Genomic DNA, 18,398 nt, shown 5'->3' with positions numbered 1-18,398 from the left:
CGACCGCCGCAGGGGAATTGGACCAAGGTACAGGGCCGCAGGGCGAGCGGCTTGGACCTTGGTACAGTGGCTGGCGATGCCGGACCTGCGCACCATGAGGTCGCCGGCCGCCGATCCGCGCGCCGGCCTCGACCCATCCTCGGAGCGGACGCGCCACATGTTGAGTCTGATCGGGCTGCTCGGCGGCCTTGCCCTGCTGATCGTGCTGACCATGCGCGGGATGAGCCTGTTCGTCGCCACCCCGTTGTGCGCGCTGCTGGTCGCGCTGACCAGCGACATCGCGCTGCTGCCGCCGCTGGCCGAGGACGGCGGGGTCGACCTGGTCGGCCAGTACATGAGCGGCTTCACCGGCTTCATCGCCTCGTGGTTCTTCATCTTCCTGCTCGGCTCGCTGTTCGGCAAGCTGATGGAATCGTCCGGCGGCGCCGAGAGCGTGGCGCACTGGATCATCGGCCGGCTCGGCAGCGCGCGTGCCGCGCTGGCCGTGGTGCTGGCCTGCGCGGTGCTGACCTACGGCGGGGTCAGCCTGTTCGTGGTCGCCTTCTCGGTCTACCCGATGGCGCTGGCGCTGTTCCGCGACGCCGACCTGCCGCGCCGGTTCATCCCGGCCACGATGGCGTTCGGCTCGGTGACCTTCACGATGACCTCGGCCGGCTCACCGGAGATCCAGAACTGGATTCCGGTCGAGTTTCTCGGCACCAGCCCGCTGGCGGCGTGGCAGGCCAGCCTGGTCGTCGCGGTGTTCATGGCCGTGGTCGGCTACGTCTGGCTGAAATGGATGCTCGACCGCGCCGTGGCGCGCGGCGAATCCTTCGAGGGACGGCCGTTCGATCCGGAGACCGGGCGCGGCGACCTTCCGCATCCGGCGCTGGCCACGATCCCGCTCCTGGTCGTGCTGGGCATCTCGTTCACGACGCACGATGCGCTCGGAACCTCGGCGCTGATCGTCGCGCTGCTGGCCGGCTGCCTGGCGGCCGCGGCGATCAACCTGCGTCATCTCCATGCGCCCGGCGAAGCGCTGGCCGAGGGCGGCACCGGCGCGTTGATCGCGATCGGCAATACCGCCGCGGTGGTCGGCTTCGGCACCGTGGCCAAGGCCGCGCCGGCCTTCGAAGTCGCGGTCGACTGGGTGACCCACCTGCCGGGCAGCGGACTGGTCAGTGCCGCCGTGGCCGTCTCGGCGATCGCGGCCATGACCGGTTCGGCGTCGGGCGGCCAGGCCATCGCGCTGCCGATCCTCGGGCCGCACTACATCGACCAGGGCGTCGACCCCGACCAGCTGCATCGCGTGGTCGCGATTTCGTCCGGCGCGCTGGACTCGCTGCCGCACAACGGCTACGTGGTCACCACGATCCGGGCGATCTGCGGCGAGACCCACGCCGCGGCCTATCCGGCGATGGCCGCGCTGACCGTGCTGGTGCCGCTGGCCGGCCTGATCCTGTGCCTCGGACTGTTCGCGATCGGGCTCTGATCGCGCGCGGACCGGGCCGTCTCAGGGCCCGGCGGCGATGTGCTGCAACTCGATCCAGTCGCGCATTCTCGATTCCAGCGCGTCCAGCGGCATCGCGCCCTGGCCCAGCAGGTGATCGTGAAAGGCGCGCAGGTCGAAGCCGTCGCCGAGTCGGGCCTCGGCATCGGCGCGCAGCTGCCGGATCAGGAGCTCGCCGGTCTTGTAGGCCAGCGCCTGGCCGGGCCAGGCGATGTAGCGGGTGACCTCGGTCCGGACATTGTGCGGCGCAAGCGCCGAGTTCTCGAGCAGGCAGGCCTCGGCCTGCTCGCGGCTCCAGCCGAAGTAGTGGATGCCGGTGTCGACGACCAGCCGACAGGCCCGCCACATCTCGTAGGTCAGGCGGCCGAAGTGCTCGTAGGGCGTGCGGTAGATGCCCATCTCGATGCCGAGATGCTCGGTGTACAACGCCCACCCTTCGCCGAAGGCCGTGATGTAGGTCGTGCGGCGGAAGTCCGGCACGTCCTCGAGTTCCTGGGCCAGCGCGCCCTGGTGGTGGTGACCGGGCACCGCCTCGTGCAGGGTCAGCGCCGGCAACGCGTAGAGCGGACGCTGGTTCAGGGCGTGCGTGTTGACCATGTAGCCCCCGGCCACGCCGTTTTCCAGATCGCCGGGCCAGTAGCGTCCGGTGGTGTAGGTCGGCGCCAGGTGGTCCGGCACCGGCCGCACGCCGTAGGGCAGGCGCGGCAGGCGACCGAAGAATCTCGGCATCGCGTCGTCGGCGCGCTTGGCGATCCATGACGCGTGCATGATCAGCTCATCGGGCGTTTCGGCGTAGAACCGCGGATCGGTGCGCAGGAAGTGCAGGAAGTCGGCGAAGCTGCCGTCGAATTCCAGTTCGGCGACGATCGCTTCCATTTCGGCGCGGATGCGCGCAACTTCGGCCAGGCCCTGCTCGTGGACCGCCTGCGGCGTGGTGTCGCGGGTGGTGTGGTGGCGGACCAGCGCACGGTAGTAGGCGCGGCCGTCCGGCACCTCGGAAATGCCGATCGAGCGGCGCGGCTCGGCCAGATAGTCGGTGCGGAAGAACGCCGCGATACGCCGGTAGGCCGGCAGCACGCCGGACTCGATCCGCGCCAGTGTCTCGGCCCGCAGCGTCTCGCCATGGACCGCGGCCACGCGCGGCGGCAGCGCCTCGATCGGGGCCAGCAGCGGACTGTCTTCCGGCGCCGTGGCGATTACCGTATCGAGCTGGGCCAGCACCGCTTCGACGACCAGCGCCGGCTGCACGAAGCCGGCCGCCACGCCGCGCTGCATCCACGCTACGTGCGTGTCCAGCCAGGCCGGCAGCGCGTCGAGCCGGGCGATCCAGGCCTCGGCTTCGGCCCGGCTCTTCGGCCGGGTCGAGGCGGCGACATAGAGCGGCATGGTGAAAAAGCCGGAGTCGTTGACGAACGGCATCCGCTCCTCGTCGAACGAAGCACGCGCCACCGCCGAGCCCAGCAGGTAGGCCAGCACCGCATGGCTGGTCCGGTCGCCGGCCGGCAACTCGGCCGGATCGATCGCATCGAGCCGGGCCAGGAACTGGCGGGATCGCGCGCGGCGCCGATCGACCGCCGTCGGACCGGCCTCGGGCCAGCGCGCCAGCGCCTCGAGGTCACCGCGCCGACCGGCCTCGATCGGGTTCTCGGCCAGCCGCCAGGACTCGTAGTCGGCGACCAGCCGGTCGAAGGCCCGCACGGCCTCGGCCGAGACCTGGCGATCGGCGGCCGCACTCCCGGACGACAACAGCAGCGCCAGGACCAGGCCGCGCAGCACGGAGGTCATGGTTCCCGGTTCCATTCCCGGTAGCCCGACAGGCGGGCCAGCTCGTCCAGCGACAGCACGCGCTGATGCTGGCGACCATCGATGACCCAGGTCGGGTAGCTGTCGATGTCGTTGATCACGCACTCGACCGCAACCGAACCGCGGCGACCGTTCGGCGAACACTCGACGTAGGGCAGACGGTCGGCCGAACGGCCGAACATCTGGCGCTGGTCCTGGCAGTTCGGGCACCAGAACGCACCGTAGTACTTCGCTCCACGCGCCTCCAGGTGCTCGGCCAGGCCCCGCAGCTGCGGATCCTCCGGCGGCAGCAGCCAGCCGTTCTGCCAGGCGTGCAGGCCGCCGGCGGCGAATACGGCCACCAGCACCAGTGCCCCGGCAAAACGCGGCCACGGCTCACCCGGGGCCGACTCGGGCCGGCGGGCGAAGACCACGATCAGCAGCGCCAGCATCACTACCTGCGATGCCAGGCACCAGCCGCACCAGGCGTCGAGGGCCAACCAACCGGTCAGGGTGAAATAGACGCTGATGGCCAGGCCGATGGTCGTCAGCCAGGCCAGTCGGCGCCAGCGCTTCAGACGCGGCGGCAGCAGCACCGCCGACCACAGGATCGCCAGGTACATCAGCAGGCCCCACAGCGCGACCGGCAGGCCGAGCAGCGTGGCATAGCGACTGTTCTGGACCAGGTCGCAGCCGGAATCGGGGCCGCAGAACAGCGGCGCCTGCGCGGTCAGGCCGGTGAACGTCAGGAAGGCGGTGATCAGCACGCCCAGGCCGGCCAGCACTGCGACCACGCGGTCGGGCTGCAGTTTCGGCGACGGGCTCGACGCCGGTTTCGAGGCGGGACGGGACGAGCGGGCCGATGCGGCCGTCTTGCGCTTGCGGCTCATGGATGCAGTCTCTCGTGATCCGGAAAGGCTGGCCAGTCTACTCAAGCCGCGCGCGGCTGTCGCGATGCGATGTGCGGCAATTGACCGGCCGGCCAGTTCATGCGAAACTCCGCGCATGAATACCGCTGCGACTACGCGCGATCCGGAACTGACCCGGCGCCAGATCCTGGCCGCCGCGCTGGAGCTGTTCGTCGACCAGGGCTTCGCCGACGTCTCGATGCGCCAGATCGCCGAAAAAAGCGGCGTGACCAAGAGCCTGATCCACCATCACTTCGGCTCCAAGGACGCGCTGTGGGAAGCGACCAAGGAAGCGGCGCTGTCGCGCTACGTGGCCGACCAGATGCAGGAACTCGAGCAGGCCACCACCGTCGACGGCTCGCTGTTGCGCGACGGCGTGATCAAGTACTTCCGGTTCCTGCAGGACAACCCGCAGGTCGTCCGGCTGCTGGCCTGGACGCATATGGAAGGCGACGCGACCTGCGGCGAAATGGACGCCGCGCTGGCCCGGCTCGGCGCCGAGCGCGTCCGCCAGGCCCAGCAGGGCGGCGTGTTCCGAAGCGACGTCAACCCGATGCACGTGGTGACGATGTTCGTGCTGGTCTGCACCCAGTGGTTCCAGGCCCGCAGCCACCATGCCCAGTGGCCGGGCATGGGCAGCGACGAGGAATTCCTCAGCGATTTCCTCGCGATCTACATGGATGGTCTGGCGCCGCCCCCCGCCGACTGACCCGCCGCTCGCAGCGAGACCCGACCCCGATGAGCAGACGCCTCCACCCCGTTTCCCGACGACCGGCTACTGACCGGCCGGCCAGTTTGTTGCCAGGCCCGCTCCGCGGACTGCTAGTGAACGGTCTCGTCGCCCTTTCGATCGCGCTGCTGGCGACCGGCTGCGACAGTGGACCGCCGAACGATGAGGCGGACCCGCCTCCGCCCCGCCCGGTTCGGGTCGAACCGGCGATCGAACTGCCGGCCGTGGACATCGTTCGCTTTCCCGGCGTGGTCCGGGCCACCGAGCGTGCCTCGCTGGCCTTCCTGCAGTCCGGCTACCTGGCCGAACGCCGCGTCGAGCGCGGCGAACGGGTTGCCGCCGGCCAGCTGCTGGCGGTGCTGCACAATCCCGCGCTGCAGCCGGGCGTGGCCGCTGCGAGCGCCGCGGTGGCCGAAGCCGAGACGCGACGTGATCAGCTGGAGCGCGATACCGAACGACTCGGGCGACTGGTCGAACGCGAGCTGATCGCACCGGACGAACTGGAGCAGGTCCGGGCCCAGCGTGACGCCGCCGCCGCGGCGCTGGACCAGGCCCGCGCGCGGCTCGACGAAGCGGTGGCCCAGCTGGAGGAGGCCGGCCTGCGCGCGCCGTTCGCCGGCCGGGTCAGCGAGCTGCACCTCGAGCCCGGCGACTTCGCCGCGGCCGGCCAGCCGGTGCTGGACCTGGCCGATGCCGATGCCCTGGAAGTCGAGATCCGGCTACCCGCGCACCGCGCAGCGACCCTGCGCGATCCACTCGACCGCCCGGTGCGTCGGATCGACGATGGCCGCCGTTTCGGCGCGCGGCTGACCGGCCTGGGCCAGGCCGCGCCGGGCCGGACCGCGCCGGCGGTGCTGGCGCTGGACGCCGATGCCGAGCTCGTTCCCGGTGATGCGGTCGACGTCGAGCTGGCCTTCGCTGCGCCGGCCGGCGTTGGCGTGCCGCTGGCGGCCGTCCTCAACCCCGGCACCCGGGTCAGTCGGGTGGTCCGTGTGCGGGACGGCCGGGCCGAGCACGTCGCCGTCGACGTCGGCCGTCTGCAGGGCCGGTACGCGACGGTGTTCGGCGACCTGGCCGTCGACGATCCGGTCATCGTCAGCGGCCACGCCCAGCTGCTCGACGGCGAGCCGGTGCGGCTGCTCGACGCCGGGCGCACCGAGTGAGCTGGATCCGCGCTGCGCTGGATCGGCGCCGGCTGGTCCTGGCCACCGTGCTGTTGCTGTCCCTGCTCGGCGCGCTGGCCTGGTTCACGATGGACCGCCAGGAGGACCCGTTCTTCCCGTACCGCTATGCCCAGGTCGTCGTCCAGTGGCCGGGCGCCGAGCCGGCCGAGGTCGAGCGCCTGATCCTCGATCCGCTCGAGGAAGAGCTGGCCCAGGTCGAGCACGTGGTCGAGATCATCGGTGCCGCGCGGCTCGGCGTGGCGGTCCTCACCGTCGGGCTCGACCAGTCGGTCTACGACACCGATACAGCATGGGACCGGGTCCGGGTGGCGCTGGACCGCGCCGAGGCGCGCTTTCCGCCCGACGCCGGCGAGACCCGGCTCGACGACCGCTCGATGGACGCCCACGGCATCGTGCTGGCGATCACCGGTTCCGATGACCTGCTCGAGCTGCTCGAGGCCGCGCGCCAGCTCCGGCGCGACCTGTTCCGGATCACCGACATCGCTCGCATCGAGCTGCTGGCCGACCCCGGCGAACAGCTGCTGGTCCGCATCGACCCGGCCCGGGCCAGCGCCGCCGAGCTGTCGCCCGGCGCACTGATCGAGCAACTGGCCGAGCGCAACGAGACCGTCGCCGGCGGCAGTCTCGATGTCGATGGCCGCTCGCTGCTGATCAATCCGGCCAGCGACTTCGAATCGCTGAGCGAGCTGACCGGCACGCCGATCCGGCTTGCCGACGGCAGCCTGGTGCCGCTGTCGGAGCTGGCCTCGGTCCGGGTCGTGCCGAGCGAACCGGCCACCGAGCGGATGTGGATGGACGGCCGCGCCGCGGTCGGCCTCGGCATCGTGATCCCGGACGACACGGTCAACGCGGTCCACTTCGGTCGCCAGGTCCGCGCGCTCGTCGACGAACTCCGGCCGAGCTATGCGCCGCTGGCGATCGAGGAAATGTTCTACCAACCGCGCTGGGTCGAGCAGCGGCTGTCCGAACTGGGCCGTTCGCTGGGCATCGGTGTGGCCACCGTCGCCCTGGTGCTGCTGCTGTTCATGGGATTTCGGCTGGGCCTGCTGGTCGCCAGCCTGCTGCCGCTGGTCACGTTCAGCGCACTGGCGCTGTTCGCCATGGGCGGCGGGGTACTGCACCAGATGGCGATCGCCGGCATGGTCATCGCGCTGGGCATGCTGGTCGACAACGCCATCGTGATGGCCGAGAACCTGCAGTACCACCTCGACCGCGGGCTGCGCCGGGCCGCGGCCTCGGCCGCCGCGGTGCGCGAGCTGGCCGGGCCACTGACCGCCGCGACCGGCACTACGCTGGCGGCCTTCACCCCGCTGCTGCTGTCGCGCGGCGACACCGCCGATTTCACCCGCGGCATTCCGATCATGGTCATGCTGGTGCTCACGGTCAGCCTGGTCTACGCGTTGATCGTCACGCCGCTGTCCGGCTCGATGGTCCTGAAGGCCAGGACCGACGCCGATCGGCGCTCGCACGCGTTCGCCGCGCTGGGCCGGCGGCTCGGCGACCTGGCCACCCGGCGGCCGGGCACGATCCTGGCCGTGGCGCTGGCACTGGTCATCGGCTCGGGGCTGCTGACCCAGTTGCTGCCGCGTGATTTCTTTCCGTCGACCGACCGCAACCAGCTGATCGTCGACCTGCACTTCCCGGAGGGCACGCGGACCGAACACTCGGCGCTGCAGGCCGCCGGCCTGGCCGCGACGCTGCGCGCGCGCGACGACGTCGAGGCGGTCCACGTGTTCGCCGGCGCCAGCGGCCCGCGCTTCTTCTACAACCTGATGGAGGTCCCGGCGGTGCCCCACCGGGCCCGGCTCGTGGTGATCTCGCGCGACCAGCGCGACCTGCCCGCGCTGATGGACGAGCTGCGCCGCGATGCGCCGCTGGCGATCCCCGAAGCGCAGGTCATCGCCCATCGACTGGGCCAGGGCCCACCGATCGAGGCGCCGATCGAGATCCGGCTGTTCGGCAACGACCCCGATGCACTCTACGAGGCCGCCCTGACCGTCATGCGGGTGCTGCGCTCGGTGCCCGGCGCCGAGGACGTCCGCCATCGGCTCGGCACCGGCATGCCGACGCTGGATTTCGCGATCGACACCGCCGAGACGGCCCGTTTCGGCGTCTCGCGCGCCGAGATTTCGCGACTGCTGGCCGACGCCACGCTGGGCCGCTCGTTCTCGGTCTGGCGCGACGGCCGCGAACCGATCGACATGCGCATCCGCGCCCCGGAGGGCGAGCGCTTCGCGGCCGAGGCGTTGGCCGGCCTGGAAGTTCAGGCCGCCGACGGCCGGCGCATTCCGCTGGCCCAGTTCGTACGCCCGACGCTGGCCTTCCAGCCGGCCGTCATCGAACACCGCAACCTGCGCCGGCTGACCGCGGTGCTGGCCGAGACCGCCGAGGGCGCAACCGTCTACACCGTGCTCGAGGCCTTCGAGGCGCGGATGCGCGAGGCGTCGCTGCCGGACACGGTCGAACTGGTGATCGGCGGCGCAGCGGCCGAAGCCGGCGACGCGAACACCGCGCTGTTCTCGGCCCTGCCGGTCGGTATCGTGCTGCTGCTGGCCTTCCTGCTCTGGCAGTTCAATTCCTTCCGCCTGACCGCACTGGTGCTGGTCTCGGTGCCGCTGGCCGCCGTCGGCGTGGTGCCGGGGCTGCTGCTGGCCGGCCAGCCGTTCGGATTTACCGCGATGCTCGGCGTGGTCGCGCTGGTCGGCATCGTGGTCAACAATGCGATCGTTCTGCTCGACCGCGCCCAGCAGGAACGGACCGAGCATCGACGGACGATCGACGAAGCGATCCGCGCGGCCATCGAGCGCCGGACCCGGCCGATCGTCATGACCACGACCACCACCGTGCTCGGCCTCTTGCCGCTGACCCTGACCGAATCGACGCTGTGGCCGCCGATGGCCTGGGCGATCATCTCGGGACTGATCGCCTCGACGGCGCTGACCCTGCTGGTGATTCCGGCGCTGTATCGGCTGGTGTACCGAATCCCTGGGCAGGAATGATCTCGACCGGCTTCCGATCCGCAGTCTCTACCGGCCCGCGAACAAGCACATCACGCCGCCCAACCGAAGAATCCGCCCGCATTGCGCGACTGGCCGCGATGCGGGAGATGGGGCTGGCCGCAGTCGATTCTGCGGCCTGCAGAGGCCGCTCCGATCCATTCGGCGGCGTTCATCATTGTTCTCGAACCTCGTCCGACGCCGATCGACCGTTTGAATCGTCGTCGACTTCGTCCAGAAGAAGAAGAAAGCCCGCTCGTTCGAATTCGCACACGCCATCAACCAGGAAAAGCAATCCGATGAAGCCCAGCAAAAACCCTGGCGCGTCGATCACGAACTGAAGCCCCACGAAAATCAGACCCTTGACGATCGAGCTGACGGCCCGACCCGGACTCCGTGCGCCTCCTTTCACTTGTAAAAGAGCCCACTGCTTCGCGAGTTTTCTCAGGTTCATCGAAGTCGACCTCCGCCTCGTAAGCCGCCAGTGGTCAAATGCTGCCCTCACGCCCCAGGCTTCGCATCAAGCAGCACGCGGGTTTACTCATCGTCTTGTTCCTCGTCATCCTCTCCGTGAAAGATCGCCCACCAGAGAGACAGCACTGCTCCAGCATCTTCAAGTGCGCCGGCAGCTGCTCGAGCATACGGATGAGGAACACGTCGAAGGCTTCTACCCAATGCGACCAAGCCGGGGCCAAGCCATCCAGGTGGGACACCAACTGATATGCCCTGAGGAAAGGTGGCTGGATCGATTCCGTGTAGACGGATCAAGCTTTCTCGTTGAGCGGGCATGTAACAGCTTTCGATCGTCTGGTCCCCCCGAGGTGAAGCGAAGCTGATTCGCTCCTGGAGCGTCCAATTCCCCGTTGACGATAAGACCGCCCCCGCCGGGCCCGGGGTTTACGCCACCGGGCGGGGGCGGAAAGTCAATGGTGGCAAGCAGCGGCTCCGCGGTAGAGAGCAGATCGACGTCGTGCCGCAGAAGCCAATAGACCCCTTCCGGATCGACACCTGAATTCACGAGGGTGGCCATCGACTGATACCAGGACTCCCAGTTCGTTTCCGTCCAAACTGCAGTACTGGCTGTAGAGTTCCCAGTCGGTTCCGTCGGGTGGGTAGCTGGAATGCACTGACCAAGCGAAATTGTTGGAAGCGCGACAATCAAGCACATCGCGACCGAGCACTGCATGGCGAACCATTCAGCACCCGCGAAAACACTGACTGAGTCCAAATCGTTATAGGCACTAACCGTCAGTTTTGATCCTCCTACTCCAAATGGCAACACTAATCAACACCCCAAATGGACGCTACACTTTCATATGGGAGTCGATCAATAAAGTCCACGCGGCTCCTTCAATAGCCCCCAGCGAGGCGAATAGCTGGCTTTCTTGGACCAGGTACGGTCCCACCCTCTGGCCACCGATGGCCTGGGCGATCATCTCCGGCCTGATCGCCTCGACGGCGCTGACCCTGCTGGTGATTCCGGCCGCCTACCGGGCCGTGATGCGGGCCGGCTGACCGGCGCGCCCGGCGATCGAGGGTGTTTCCCGGCGCGGCGGGTTCGGGTACACTACGCGGCTCGGGCGATTAGCTCAGCGGGAGAGCACTGTCTTCACACGGCAGGGGTCGCTGGTTCGAACCCAGCATCGCCCACCAGACAACGAAAAAGCCCCGACCGCGGCGGTCGGGGCTTTTTTCGTGCTCGATCGGATCGAGCGGCGATGCGGCCCGGCGGATCAGCCGGCGCGGCGCACCAGCACGATCCCGCCCAGCGCCATCAGCACCAGGACCATGGCGATCAGGCCGGTCCGGCTCATCGTCGGAATGGCCTGCTCGCCGATGCCGACGGCGGACGGGGCCGGGTGGATGAAGCACTGGGCCGAATCGGCCACGATCGTCGCCGCCGTGTCGCAGGCGTAGGTCAGGCCATCGTCGGCTGCGGCGTTCTGGATGCCGGTCGTCGATCCGCTGCCTTCCTCGGAGTTGCCCCCCAGGTGCTGGAAGACGATCTCGTAGCTTTCGTCGTACAGCACGACCTGGAAGGTGAACGGACCGCCGCCGCCGAAGTGCGTCGCGCCTTCCCACTGGAACACGTGGCAGCCCAGGCCGTTGAGCGGAAACTGGTCCGAAGCGCGCGGGCAGGAGGCGAAATACTCGTAGAAGCCCCCGCCCGTAGCGACCAGGTCGTCGTTCAGGGGGTAGATGCGGGCGCCGCCTCCCGAACTGGGCGCTGCCGGCAGCGGGCAGTCATTGGACAGGTCCGGTCCGGTATCGGTCGGGTCGGTCGACAGGTAGCCGTTCGACGCCATCACCAGGTCGGTGACCTGGGTGCCATAGAAATCGAAATCGGTCGGGATCGGGACCGGCGCGGACGCACCGTCGTCGACCCCCGGTGCAACGACGCTGGCCCCGGTCGAGGCGATGTCGATGAAATCGAATGCGCAGTCGCCCGACGCGGAATCGGTGAACGTGTAGCCGAAGTTGTCCGAAATCACGCCACGGTCAGGGCCGACGCTGTTGCCGGACGGCGGCGGTTCCTTGGCTTCCTGTGCCCAGGCCACGGTAGCGGCAGCGGCCACTGCGGCAACGATAAGTCCCTTGCGAATCATGGTGTTCTCCCTCGGGTGGTTCGCACTCGAATGGTTTTTGGCGAATGGTTCCCAGTGATCATGCAGAATATGGGGCTTGCTCTTCGAGGGTATTCCATGCACCGCCCGTTTTGCAACAGGCCTGTCATCCCGGCGCTGGTCGTTTTCCTCGCGCTGTGCACCGTCACCGGGGAGGCCTCGACCCGGCCCTCGTTGCACGAAGCCGTCGACGCCTGCCGCGCGCTGGACGACCCCGAGCGACGCCTGGCATGCTACGACGCCCTGCCCGGCGCCAGCGTGACCCGGACGCCGCAGCGGGCCACGTCGCAGTCCGAGCCCTCCGAGTCGGACCGCCGTGAAATTGTCTCCGCGAACGCCCGGTCGTTCGCGGCGATCGAGGACACGCCGCTATCGCGCAGCCGGATGGTCCGCCAACACGAACTCGACGATGCAACGCACGGCGGCCTGCTCCACGTCCGGCGGCACGAGCCGGTCTATCTGCTGCCGGGCCGCTGGTCGTCCCGCCCGAACGAGCGACCGTTCGTCGATCTGCCCGGCGCGCTCCCGCCGGAGCGACGCAACCTCGACCCGGTCGAGATCAAGTTCCAGCTCAGCCTGAAGACCAAGCTTGCCGACAACCTGATCGGCGACAACGTCGACCTGTGGGCCGCCTACACCCAGCAATCCAACTGGCAGGCCTACAACTCGATCGAGTCCGAACCGTTCCGCGAGACCAACTACGCACCGGAACTGTTTGCCAGCGTCCGGACCGGACTGGACCTGCTGGGCTGGCGCTGGCAGATGGTCAACCTCGGCTTCGTCCACCAGTCCAACGGCCGCGCCGACCCGCTGTCGCGCAGCTGGAACCGGGTCTATGCCGCGTTCGGCTTCGAGCGCGATGACCTGCGACTGGTGGTCCGGCCGTGGTGGGAGATCCGAAAGAGCAGCGAAGACAATCCCGACATCGAGGACTACATGGGCTGGGGCGACATCCGGCTGGACTGGTCGCGCGGCCGGCACGACTTCGGCATCATGGGCCGCTGGGCGCCCGGCGAGCGCCGCGGCGCGATGCAGTTCGACTGGCACTACCCGCTGTACGGCGATCTCAAGGCCTACCTGCAGGTGTTCAGCGGCTACGGCGAAACCCTGATCGACTACAACCACCGACAGACCACGGTGGGCCTCGGCATCTCGCTGGTCCAGTAGCTCGCACGGGGAGTCGCATGGCCCACGATCAGCGCGCCCTACCCGTCGAAGCCGCGGACGGTCACCGGTTCGAAGTCATCGAGATCGGCCCGGCCGGCCGGCCGACCGTGCTGCTGTTGCCCGGCATGGGCATCAGTGCACGCAACCTGATCCCGCTCGGTCACGCGCTCGAGCGCCGCGGCCTCAGGCTGCTGATCCACGAGTGGCGCGGCAACGGGGCCTCGTCGTGGCGTGCCCGACGCGGCGTGGACTGGGGCTACGACGAACTGCTCGACCTCGACCTGGCCGCCGCGCTGGCCACCGCGCGCAGCGCGGCGGCCGGCGCACCGCTGTGGCTGGCCGGCCACAGCCTCGGCTCGCAACTGGCCTGCCTGGCGGCTGCCCGGCACCCCGAGGGCATCGCCGGGTTGCTGGTCATTGCCGGCGGATCACCGTACTGGCGCTGCTTCCCGCGGTTCACCGGTCTTGGCCTGCTCGGCATGCTGCACCTGCTGCCGGCCATCGCGCGGGTGTTCGGTTACTACCCGGGGCGCCGGCTCGGCTTCGCCGGCACCGAAGCCCGGCAGCTGATGATCGACTGGGCCCGGACCGGCCGCAGCGGGCGCTACGCCTGGGGCCGCCCCGAACGCAACGAGGACCCGACGCTGGCCGCGCTCGAAAAGCCGGTGCATGTCATCGCCATGGAACACGACGGCTTCGTCCCGGCCGCATCGACCGACTGGCTGCTGGCCAAGCTGCCGCGCTGCACCGTCACTCGCCAGACGATCACCGCCGGCGACAAGCACCAGCGGATCGACCACTTCACCTGGATGCAGCACCCCGACGCCACGGCGCGGGCCATCGCCCGCCGGGTGGTCGCTCCGCTCGATCGGTGAGGCCGACCCGACCCGGTCAGTCGGCCGAATCGCCCGGCGCTCGCTCGAGCGTGGTCACCGACACCCCGTCGCGCCCGGCCTTCTTGGCCACGTACATCTGCCGGTCGGCCGCCTCGACCAGTTCGGCCGGCTCCGGCCGGCTGCCGATGCCGGCCACCGCGATGCCGATCGAGAACTTCAGGTCCACCCCGAGCGATTTCAGCGCCGAACGCGCCTGCTCGGCCAGCGCCACGGCCTCGTCGCGATCGACCCCGGGCATCACGATCACGAACTCGTCGCCGCCGAAGCGCGCGACCAGTCGCTCGTCGTCGCCGAACACGCGATCCAGGGATTCGGCGACGCTGCGCAGCGCGCGATCGCCGGCCAGGTGGCCGTGCCGATCGTTGAACGGCTTGAAGCGGTCGAGGTCGACCAGCGCGACGGCCAGCGGCCGGTGCCGGCGGCGGCAGCGATCCAGCGCCTGTCGCAGGAAGGCGTCGAGCCGGCGGCGGTTGGCCACGCCGGTCAGGTCGTCCACTTCGGCCAGCACCTTCAGCTGCCGATTCGCCGCCTCCAGCGCCCGGGTGCGCTCATCGACCATCGCGCTCAGGCGCTGGCGCTCGGCCTCCAGTCGCCACAGCCGGGCCCGCATCAGCAGCCAGACCAGCAGCGCCAGCACCACGCCCAGGCCGGCCACCTTCAGACCCTCGGCCCAGGCACTGCGGGTCCAGGGCGGGACGATCTCGAACTCGAACGGGTCGATCACGGTGATCCGTCCGAGTGCGTCGCGGGCGCGGGCTTCGAACGCGTAGACCCCGGGCTCGAGGTCGTAATACGTCCAGTGGTCGGTGCTGGACCAGCCGGAATAGCCGGTTTCGAAGCCGGTCAATCGCGCCTGGTAGGCAATATCGTCGCGACCGTCCAGGCCCGGCAGCGTGAACTCGAACCGAAGCGCGAACCGACCCGCCGGCTCCAGTGCGTGATGTTGCTCCAGATCCAGGAAACGCTCCGGCGTCTCGCCGTCGCGATAGGTCACGCTGCGCAGCATCGAGGCCAGCCCGGGGTGGGGCGAAACCGGAGCGCTGGGGTCGTGCAGCACCAGGCTGCCCAGCATCCCGATCAGCAACCGACCCTCCGAATCGTGCGTCAGCGAGCCCAGCGCGCCCCGCATCACCGGGGCGATATCGAACTCCTGCCAGACGTTCGGCGGCCGCAACCGGAACAGTCGACGCTCGTCCCACGCGTACAGGGTGCCGTCCGGCGACTGGTTCAGCGACAGGAACGAGTCGCGCCGCAGTTCATTGAAGCCCGGGAGATCGCGCGCAACCAGGTCGCCATCCCGGTAGCGCCAGACTCCCCCCATCGTGACGACGTGCGGCTCGTCGTCGATCGTGACCAGTTCGGCGCTCGAATACGGGCCGTAGTCGATGCGGTCCTCAGCGTACACCGCCCGTTCGGCATAGGCCGTTCGGGTGGCATCGAGCCGGAGCCGCTGCAGGCCGTCGGTATCGGTACCGGCCAGCACCTCGCCCGGCCCGAGCTCGTACAACGAGACCACCAGTTCGGCCTCGTCGTCGTTGCCCTTCAGCACCGACCACGCTTCGCCGTCGCGACGCAGCACCGCCAGCCCGAACTCGGTGCCGACGTAGTACAGGCCCGGTTCGGCCCGGCTGGCCAGCACGATGCGCGGATACTGGATCGTGTCGAAAGCACGCAGCACGCCGTCGGCGTCGACGTGCTTGAGCACGTAGGATTCGGCGAACAGCGCCGTGCCGTCGCCCAGCGGAAGCAGGTCCCAGGCCTCGAAATCGGTCCAGCCCAGCGGTTCGAAGCCCGCGCCGTCGGCGGAACGGGCAAGCGCGCCGGCGTTGGTGATCGCGATCCAGCGACCGTTCCATTCCAGCACCTCGTGGATCATGCCGCTCAGCCCATCGGCCGGTCCCAGCCGGGTCCAGCGCGACGGCCAGCGAAGGTGCAGCGTCTCGTGATCGGTCTGGATGACCAGGCCGCCTTCCGGCGACGCCGCCAGGCCCGAGATCCAGTCGGTCGACACCCGCACCGCCTCGCTTGCGCCGGTGCCCGGATCGAGGAACCAGACCTCGCCGAAGCGGTTGCCCATCGCGATCCGCCCCTCGGGCGTCGGCATCGCGGTGCTGAACTCGCTCGATGCCGGCAGGCCGGGCGGCACCGGAAACGGCGTCACACCGTCGGCACCGACCCGCAGCCAACGCCCGTCGCGCGAAAAGGTCAGGGCCCCGCCGTCGTCCAGCGGTACCAGCTGAAAGATCTGCTCGCTCAGCGATCCGGTTCCCGGGATCGGCTCGAAGCCGGCCCCGGTCCAGCGCCGCAGGCCTTCGCCGCGGTATTGCACGACCACCTCGCCGTCGAAGCGGGCGATCGCGCCGAATCGTCCGGGATGGCGAAACGTCTCCAGCGTGTCGGCGACCGGATCGTAGCGGAACAGGTGGTTGAGCGCCTGGAAGAAGATGCCTTCCGGCGCGACCAGCACGGCCCAGACATCGGCGAACTCGGCATCCTCCGGGGCCACCCGTTCGGTCAGGTCGACGAACTCGGCGTTCGGCGCCACTGGCGTTTCGAAATAGCCGAAGGCATCGTAGCCGCCCACGTAGAGACGCCGTGCCGCCGGGTCCAGGGCCAGCGAGCGGACGAAATCGTCGTACTGCCGGGTGTGCGCATACCAGTGACTGCCGTCGAACGACAGCAGGCCGTCCACGCCCCCGACGTAGACGATGCCGGCTTCGTCCTGGGCGACCGCGAACGACGACGGATAGACGTCGAGATCCGGCGTGAAGCGCTGGATGACCGGCTGTCCGGTCAGCGTCGAGGCCGGCGCGGCGCCGGTCCAGAGCGCCGCGGCGAGAAGCAGGCCGCGGATCAACGGCGCGACGACCACGGCGAACGACGGGCGACCTGCGACATCGACTCAGAGACCGACAAGGTCCGGTCCCTGGATCAACCGGATATCGACCGGGATGCCCGAGGCTTCGGCCCGGGCCAGGTCGGCGGCAAGCTGCTCCGGCATCACCGCGTAGCGTTCGAGAAATGCACCGGTCGCCTCGTAATCGCCGTCGCCCTGCAGGGTCAGGATGCGGTTCGACAGGCCGTTGACCGCCTGTTCGAAGGCCGCGCGGTCGACCGTGTAGCGGCCGGTGTCGGCATCGCGGCGGAACGCGCCGGCTTCGCGGAACCAGTTGAACGCCACCATGTTCGCCCGGCCGTGCGCCGACGAGGCCCCGAACCGGACCGAACGGAAGATCCCGGCCAGGAAGGTCACGTAGTGGTCCATCAGCTCGCCGTCCCATTCCTCCATCGCGACCAGCTGCTCGATCATGTCGAGGCCGAGGATGTCGGCCTTGCCTTCCTCGATCGCCGACTGATGCTCGGCCAGCGCCGCGCGCACGGGGCGACCGTCGTCGATGGTGAACTTGATGCCGAGCCCGTGCGCGACCTCGTGGAACATCACGTTGGCGAAGAACGCGTCGAAGGTGATGTTGGGCAGTTGCCGCTCGTCGATCAGCAGCTCGGCGATCGGCACCAGGATGTGATCGAACTTGGCCCGCATGGTGTTCTTCAGCTGCAGCCGACGGGTGCCCTTCTCCAGCTGGACGGCTTCGTCGTTCGGCAGGTTGATCGCGATGGTCTTGGCACCGGCGTTGGCGTCGCCGGCGTAGAAGATCGCGTCGTAGGCGTTCAGGTCGGCATCGGTGCCCGGCTGCTCGGCCTTGTAGGCCTCGTCGACCGGCAGGCCGCGCTGCAGCGCAGGCAGCAGTTCGGCATAGCGCGACAGGCGCTCCGACCAGGCGCGGTCCTTGATCAGCACGAAGGCCTCGAAGGCCGTGCGAATGCCGAACAACTGGTCCTCGTAGTTCTCGATCGGACCGAAGACCAGCTCGATGTCGTTGTCGCGCACGTCCATCCAGGCCATGTCGCTCGGCCGGTAGTCCCCGGTCAGCAGCGCATCGGCGCGCAGCGCCAGGTAGGTCGCGAAGGCCTCGGACTCGGCCAGCGCGGCGGCCTGCCGCAGCAATACCGCGGCCCGGCCGAGTTCGACCGGAAACGCCTGATGGTAGGGCACGAGCACCAGCTCGCCGGCTTCGTCGCGGCGAACCAGGCTGTACGGATCGTCCTTGTTCGGCTCGTTCCACGCCGCGTATTCCTCGCGCGTCATGTCGTCGGGATAGAACCGCGCGCCCGGTGGTTTCGGGCCGTACCCGGCCAGGAACGGCGCGTTGCCGTTCAGCCGATCCCAGGGGCCGAAGTTCAGATCGACGAAGCGAAGCAGCTCCGGATCGTCGATGGCCTCGCGCAGCGGCGTCGGGTCACCGAAGGCCTGGCGCCAGAACAGGCGCTCCATCAGCAAACCGGCCTCGATCAGACGTCGGAGCATCTCGCGCTGATCGTCGCTCAGACCGGACAGGTCGGCGGTCAGTTCGACCGGGTGATAGATGCCCAGGCGGTCGCGGTCGACGAGCAGCTCGGGACCGTTGCCGGCCAGTGCATCCGGCGGGCGGGTCGATGCATCGGTGGTCGACTCGGTGGTCGGCTCGGCGGCCGGCGGAACCGGCGGCTCGGCAGGCTCGGAACAGGCGACCAGGCCCAGGGCGAGCAGCGAAACAGGCAGCGTGCGCAGGAACGTCATCGGT

The 18,398-nt window shown here is 69.2% G+C and carries 12 protein-coding genes and 1 tRNA gene; 7 read left to right on the top strand and 6 right to left on the bottom strand.

Going from position 1 to position 18,398, the window contains the following annotated elements; translation table 11 throughout:
• The first annotated feature begins 157 nt into the window (after nucleotides 1-157).
• Nucleotides 158-1,471 (top strand): GntP family permease, encoded by a 1,314-nt coding sequence (locus HFP89_RS07330; RefSeq protein WP_168716990.1) that lies wholly within the window; start codon nucleotides 158-160, stop codon nucleotides 1,469-1,471.
• A gap of 21 nt (nucleotides 1,472-1,492) precedes the next feature.
• On the opposite strand, the gene HFP89_RS07325 is transcribed toward HFP89_RS07330, so the two are convergent.
• Together HFP89_RS07325 and HFP89_RS07320 are read right to left on the bottom strand one after the other, a co-directional pair.
• Entirely contained in the window at nucleotides 1,493-3,274 is a 1,782-nt protein-coding gene (locus HFP89_RS07325) for a DUF885 domain-containing protein (protein ID WP_168716989.1), read from the bottom strand.
• Entirely contained in the window at nucleotides 3,271-4,161 is an 891-nt protein-coding gene (locus HFP89_RS07320) for a vitamin K epoxide reductase family protein (RefSeq protein WP_168716988.1), read from the bottom strand. The genes HFP89_RS07325 and HFP89_RS07320 overlap by 4 nt, the downstream gene beginning before the upstream one ends.
• A gap of 115 nt (nucleotides 4,162-4,276) precedes the next feature.
• Here HFP89_RS07320 and HFP89_RS07315 point away from each other — a divergent pair, with 115 nt between their 5' ends.
• The 3 genes from HFP89_RS07315 (at nucleotide 4,277) to HFP89_RS07305 (ending at nucleotide 9,092) form a co-directional block, all read left to right on the top strand.
• Nucleotides 4,277-4,888 (top strand): TetR/AcrR family transcriptional regulator, encoded by a 612-nt coding sequence (locus tag HFP89_RS07315; RefSeq protein ID WP_168716987.1) that lies wholly within the window; start codon nucleotides 4,277-4,279, stop codon nucleotides 4,886-4,888.
• A 116-nt stretch (nucleotides 4,889-5,004) separates the two neighbouring features.
• A complete protein-coding gene (locus HFP89_RS07310; protein ID WP_168716986.1) occupies nucleotides 5,005-6,072 on the top strand; it encodes an efflux RND transporter periplasmic adaptor subunit in 1,068 nt (355 codons plus the stop codon).
• Entirely contained in the window at nucleotides 6,069-9,092 is a 3,024-nt protein-coding gene (locus tag HFP89_RS07305; RefSeq protein WP_168716985.1) for an efflux RND transporter permease subunit, read from the top strand. The genes HFP89_RS07310 and HFP89_RS07305 overlap by 4 nt, the downstream gene beginning before the upstream one ends.
• 172 nt (nucleotides 9,093-9,264) lie before the next feature.
• Here the strand turns inward: HFP89_RS07305 and HFP89_RS07300 are convergent, their stop codons facing one another.
• On the bottom strand, nucleotides 9,265-9,543 hold the full coding sequence (locus HFP89_RS07300) for a hypothetical protein (protein ID WP_168716984.1): 279 nt from the start codon (nucleotides 9,541-9,543) through the stop codon (nucleotides 9,265-9,267).
• Between the two features lie 1,124 nt (nucleotides 9,544-10,667).
• Between HFP89_RS07300 and HFP89_RS07295 the strand changes: the two genes are divergently transcribed.
• Nucleotides 10,668-10,742: transfer RNA gene (locus HFP89_RS07295), tRNA-Val, on the top strand.
• A gap of 80 nt (nucleotides 10,743-10,822) precedes the next feature.
• Here HFP89_RS07295 and HFP89_RS07290 read toward each other — a convergent pair.
• Nucleotides 10,823-11,695, bottom strand: coding sequence for a hypothetical protein (locus tag HFP89_RS07290; protein WP_168716983.1), 873 nt, complete (start codon nucleotides 11,693-11,695; stop codon nucleotides 10,823-10,825).
• A gap of 96 nt (nucleotides 11,696-11,791) precedes the next feature.
• Here HFP89_RS07290 and HFP89_RS07285 point away from each other — a divergent pair, with 96 nt between their 5' ends.
• Nucleotides 11,792-12,880 (top strand): phospholipase A, encoded by a 1,089-nt coding sequence (locus HFP89_RS07285; protein ID WP_168716982.1) that lies wholly within the window; start codon nucleotides 11,792-11,794, stop codon nucleotides 12,878-12,880.
• Nucleotides 12,881-12,897: 17 nt separating this feature from the next.
• A complete protein-coding gene (locus HFP89_RS07280) occupies nucleotides 12,898-13,755 on the top strand; it encodes an alpha/beta hydrolase (protein WP_168716981.1) in 858 nt (285 codons plus the stop codon).
• Nucleotides 13,756-13,771: 16 nt separating this feature from the next.
• Here the strand turns inward: HFP89_RS07280 and HFP89_RS16300 are convergent, their stop codons facing one another.
• Together HFP89_RS16300 and HFP89_RS07270 are read right to left on the bottom strand one after the other, a co-directional pair.
• On the bottom strand, nucleotides 13,772-16,648 hold the full coding sequence (locus HFP89_RS16300) for a diguanylate cyclase (protein WP_168716980.1): 2,877 nt from the start codon (nucleotides 16,646-16,648) through the stop codon (nucleotides 13,772-13,774).
• Between the two features lie 30 nt (nucleotides 16,649-16,678).
• Entirely contained in the window at nucleotides 16,679-18,394 is a 1,716-nt protein-coding gene (locus HFP89_RS07270) for a Zn-dependent hydrolase (protein WP_168716979.1), read from the bottom strand.
• Nucleotides 18,395-18,398: the final 4 nt, after the last annotated feature.

This window comes from Wenzhouxiangella sp. XN79A (assembly GCF_012272825.1).
Taxonomy (GTDB): Bacteria; Pseudomonadota; Gammaproteobacteria; order Xanthomonadales; family Wenzhouxiangellaceae.
Note: the sequence above shows the minus strand (reverse complement) of the source record. Positions and strands in the feature narration are given on the sequence as shown.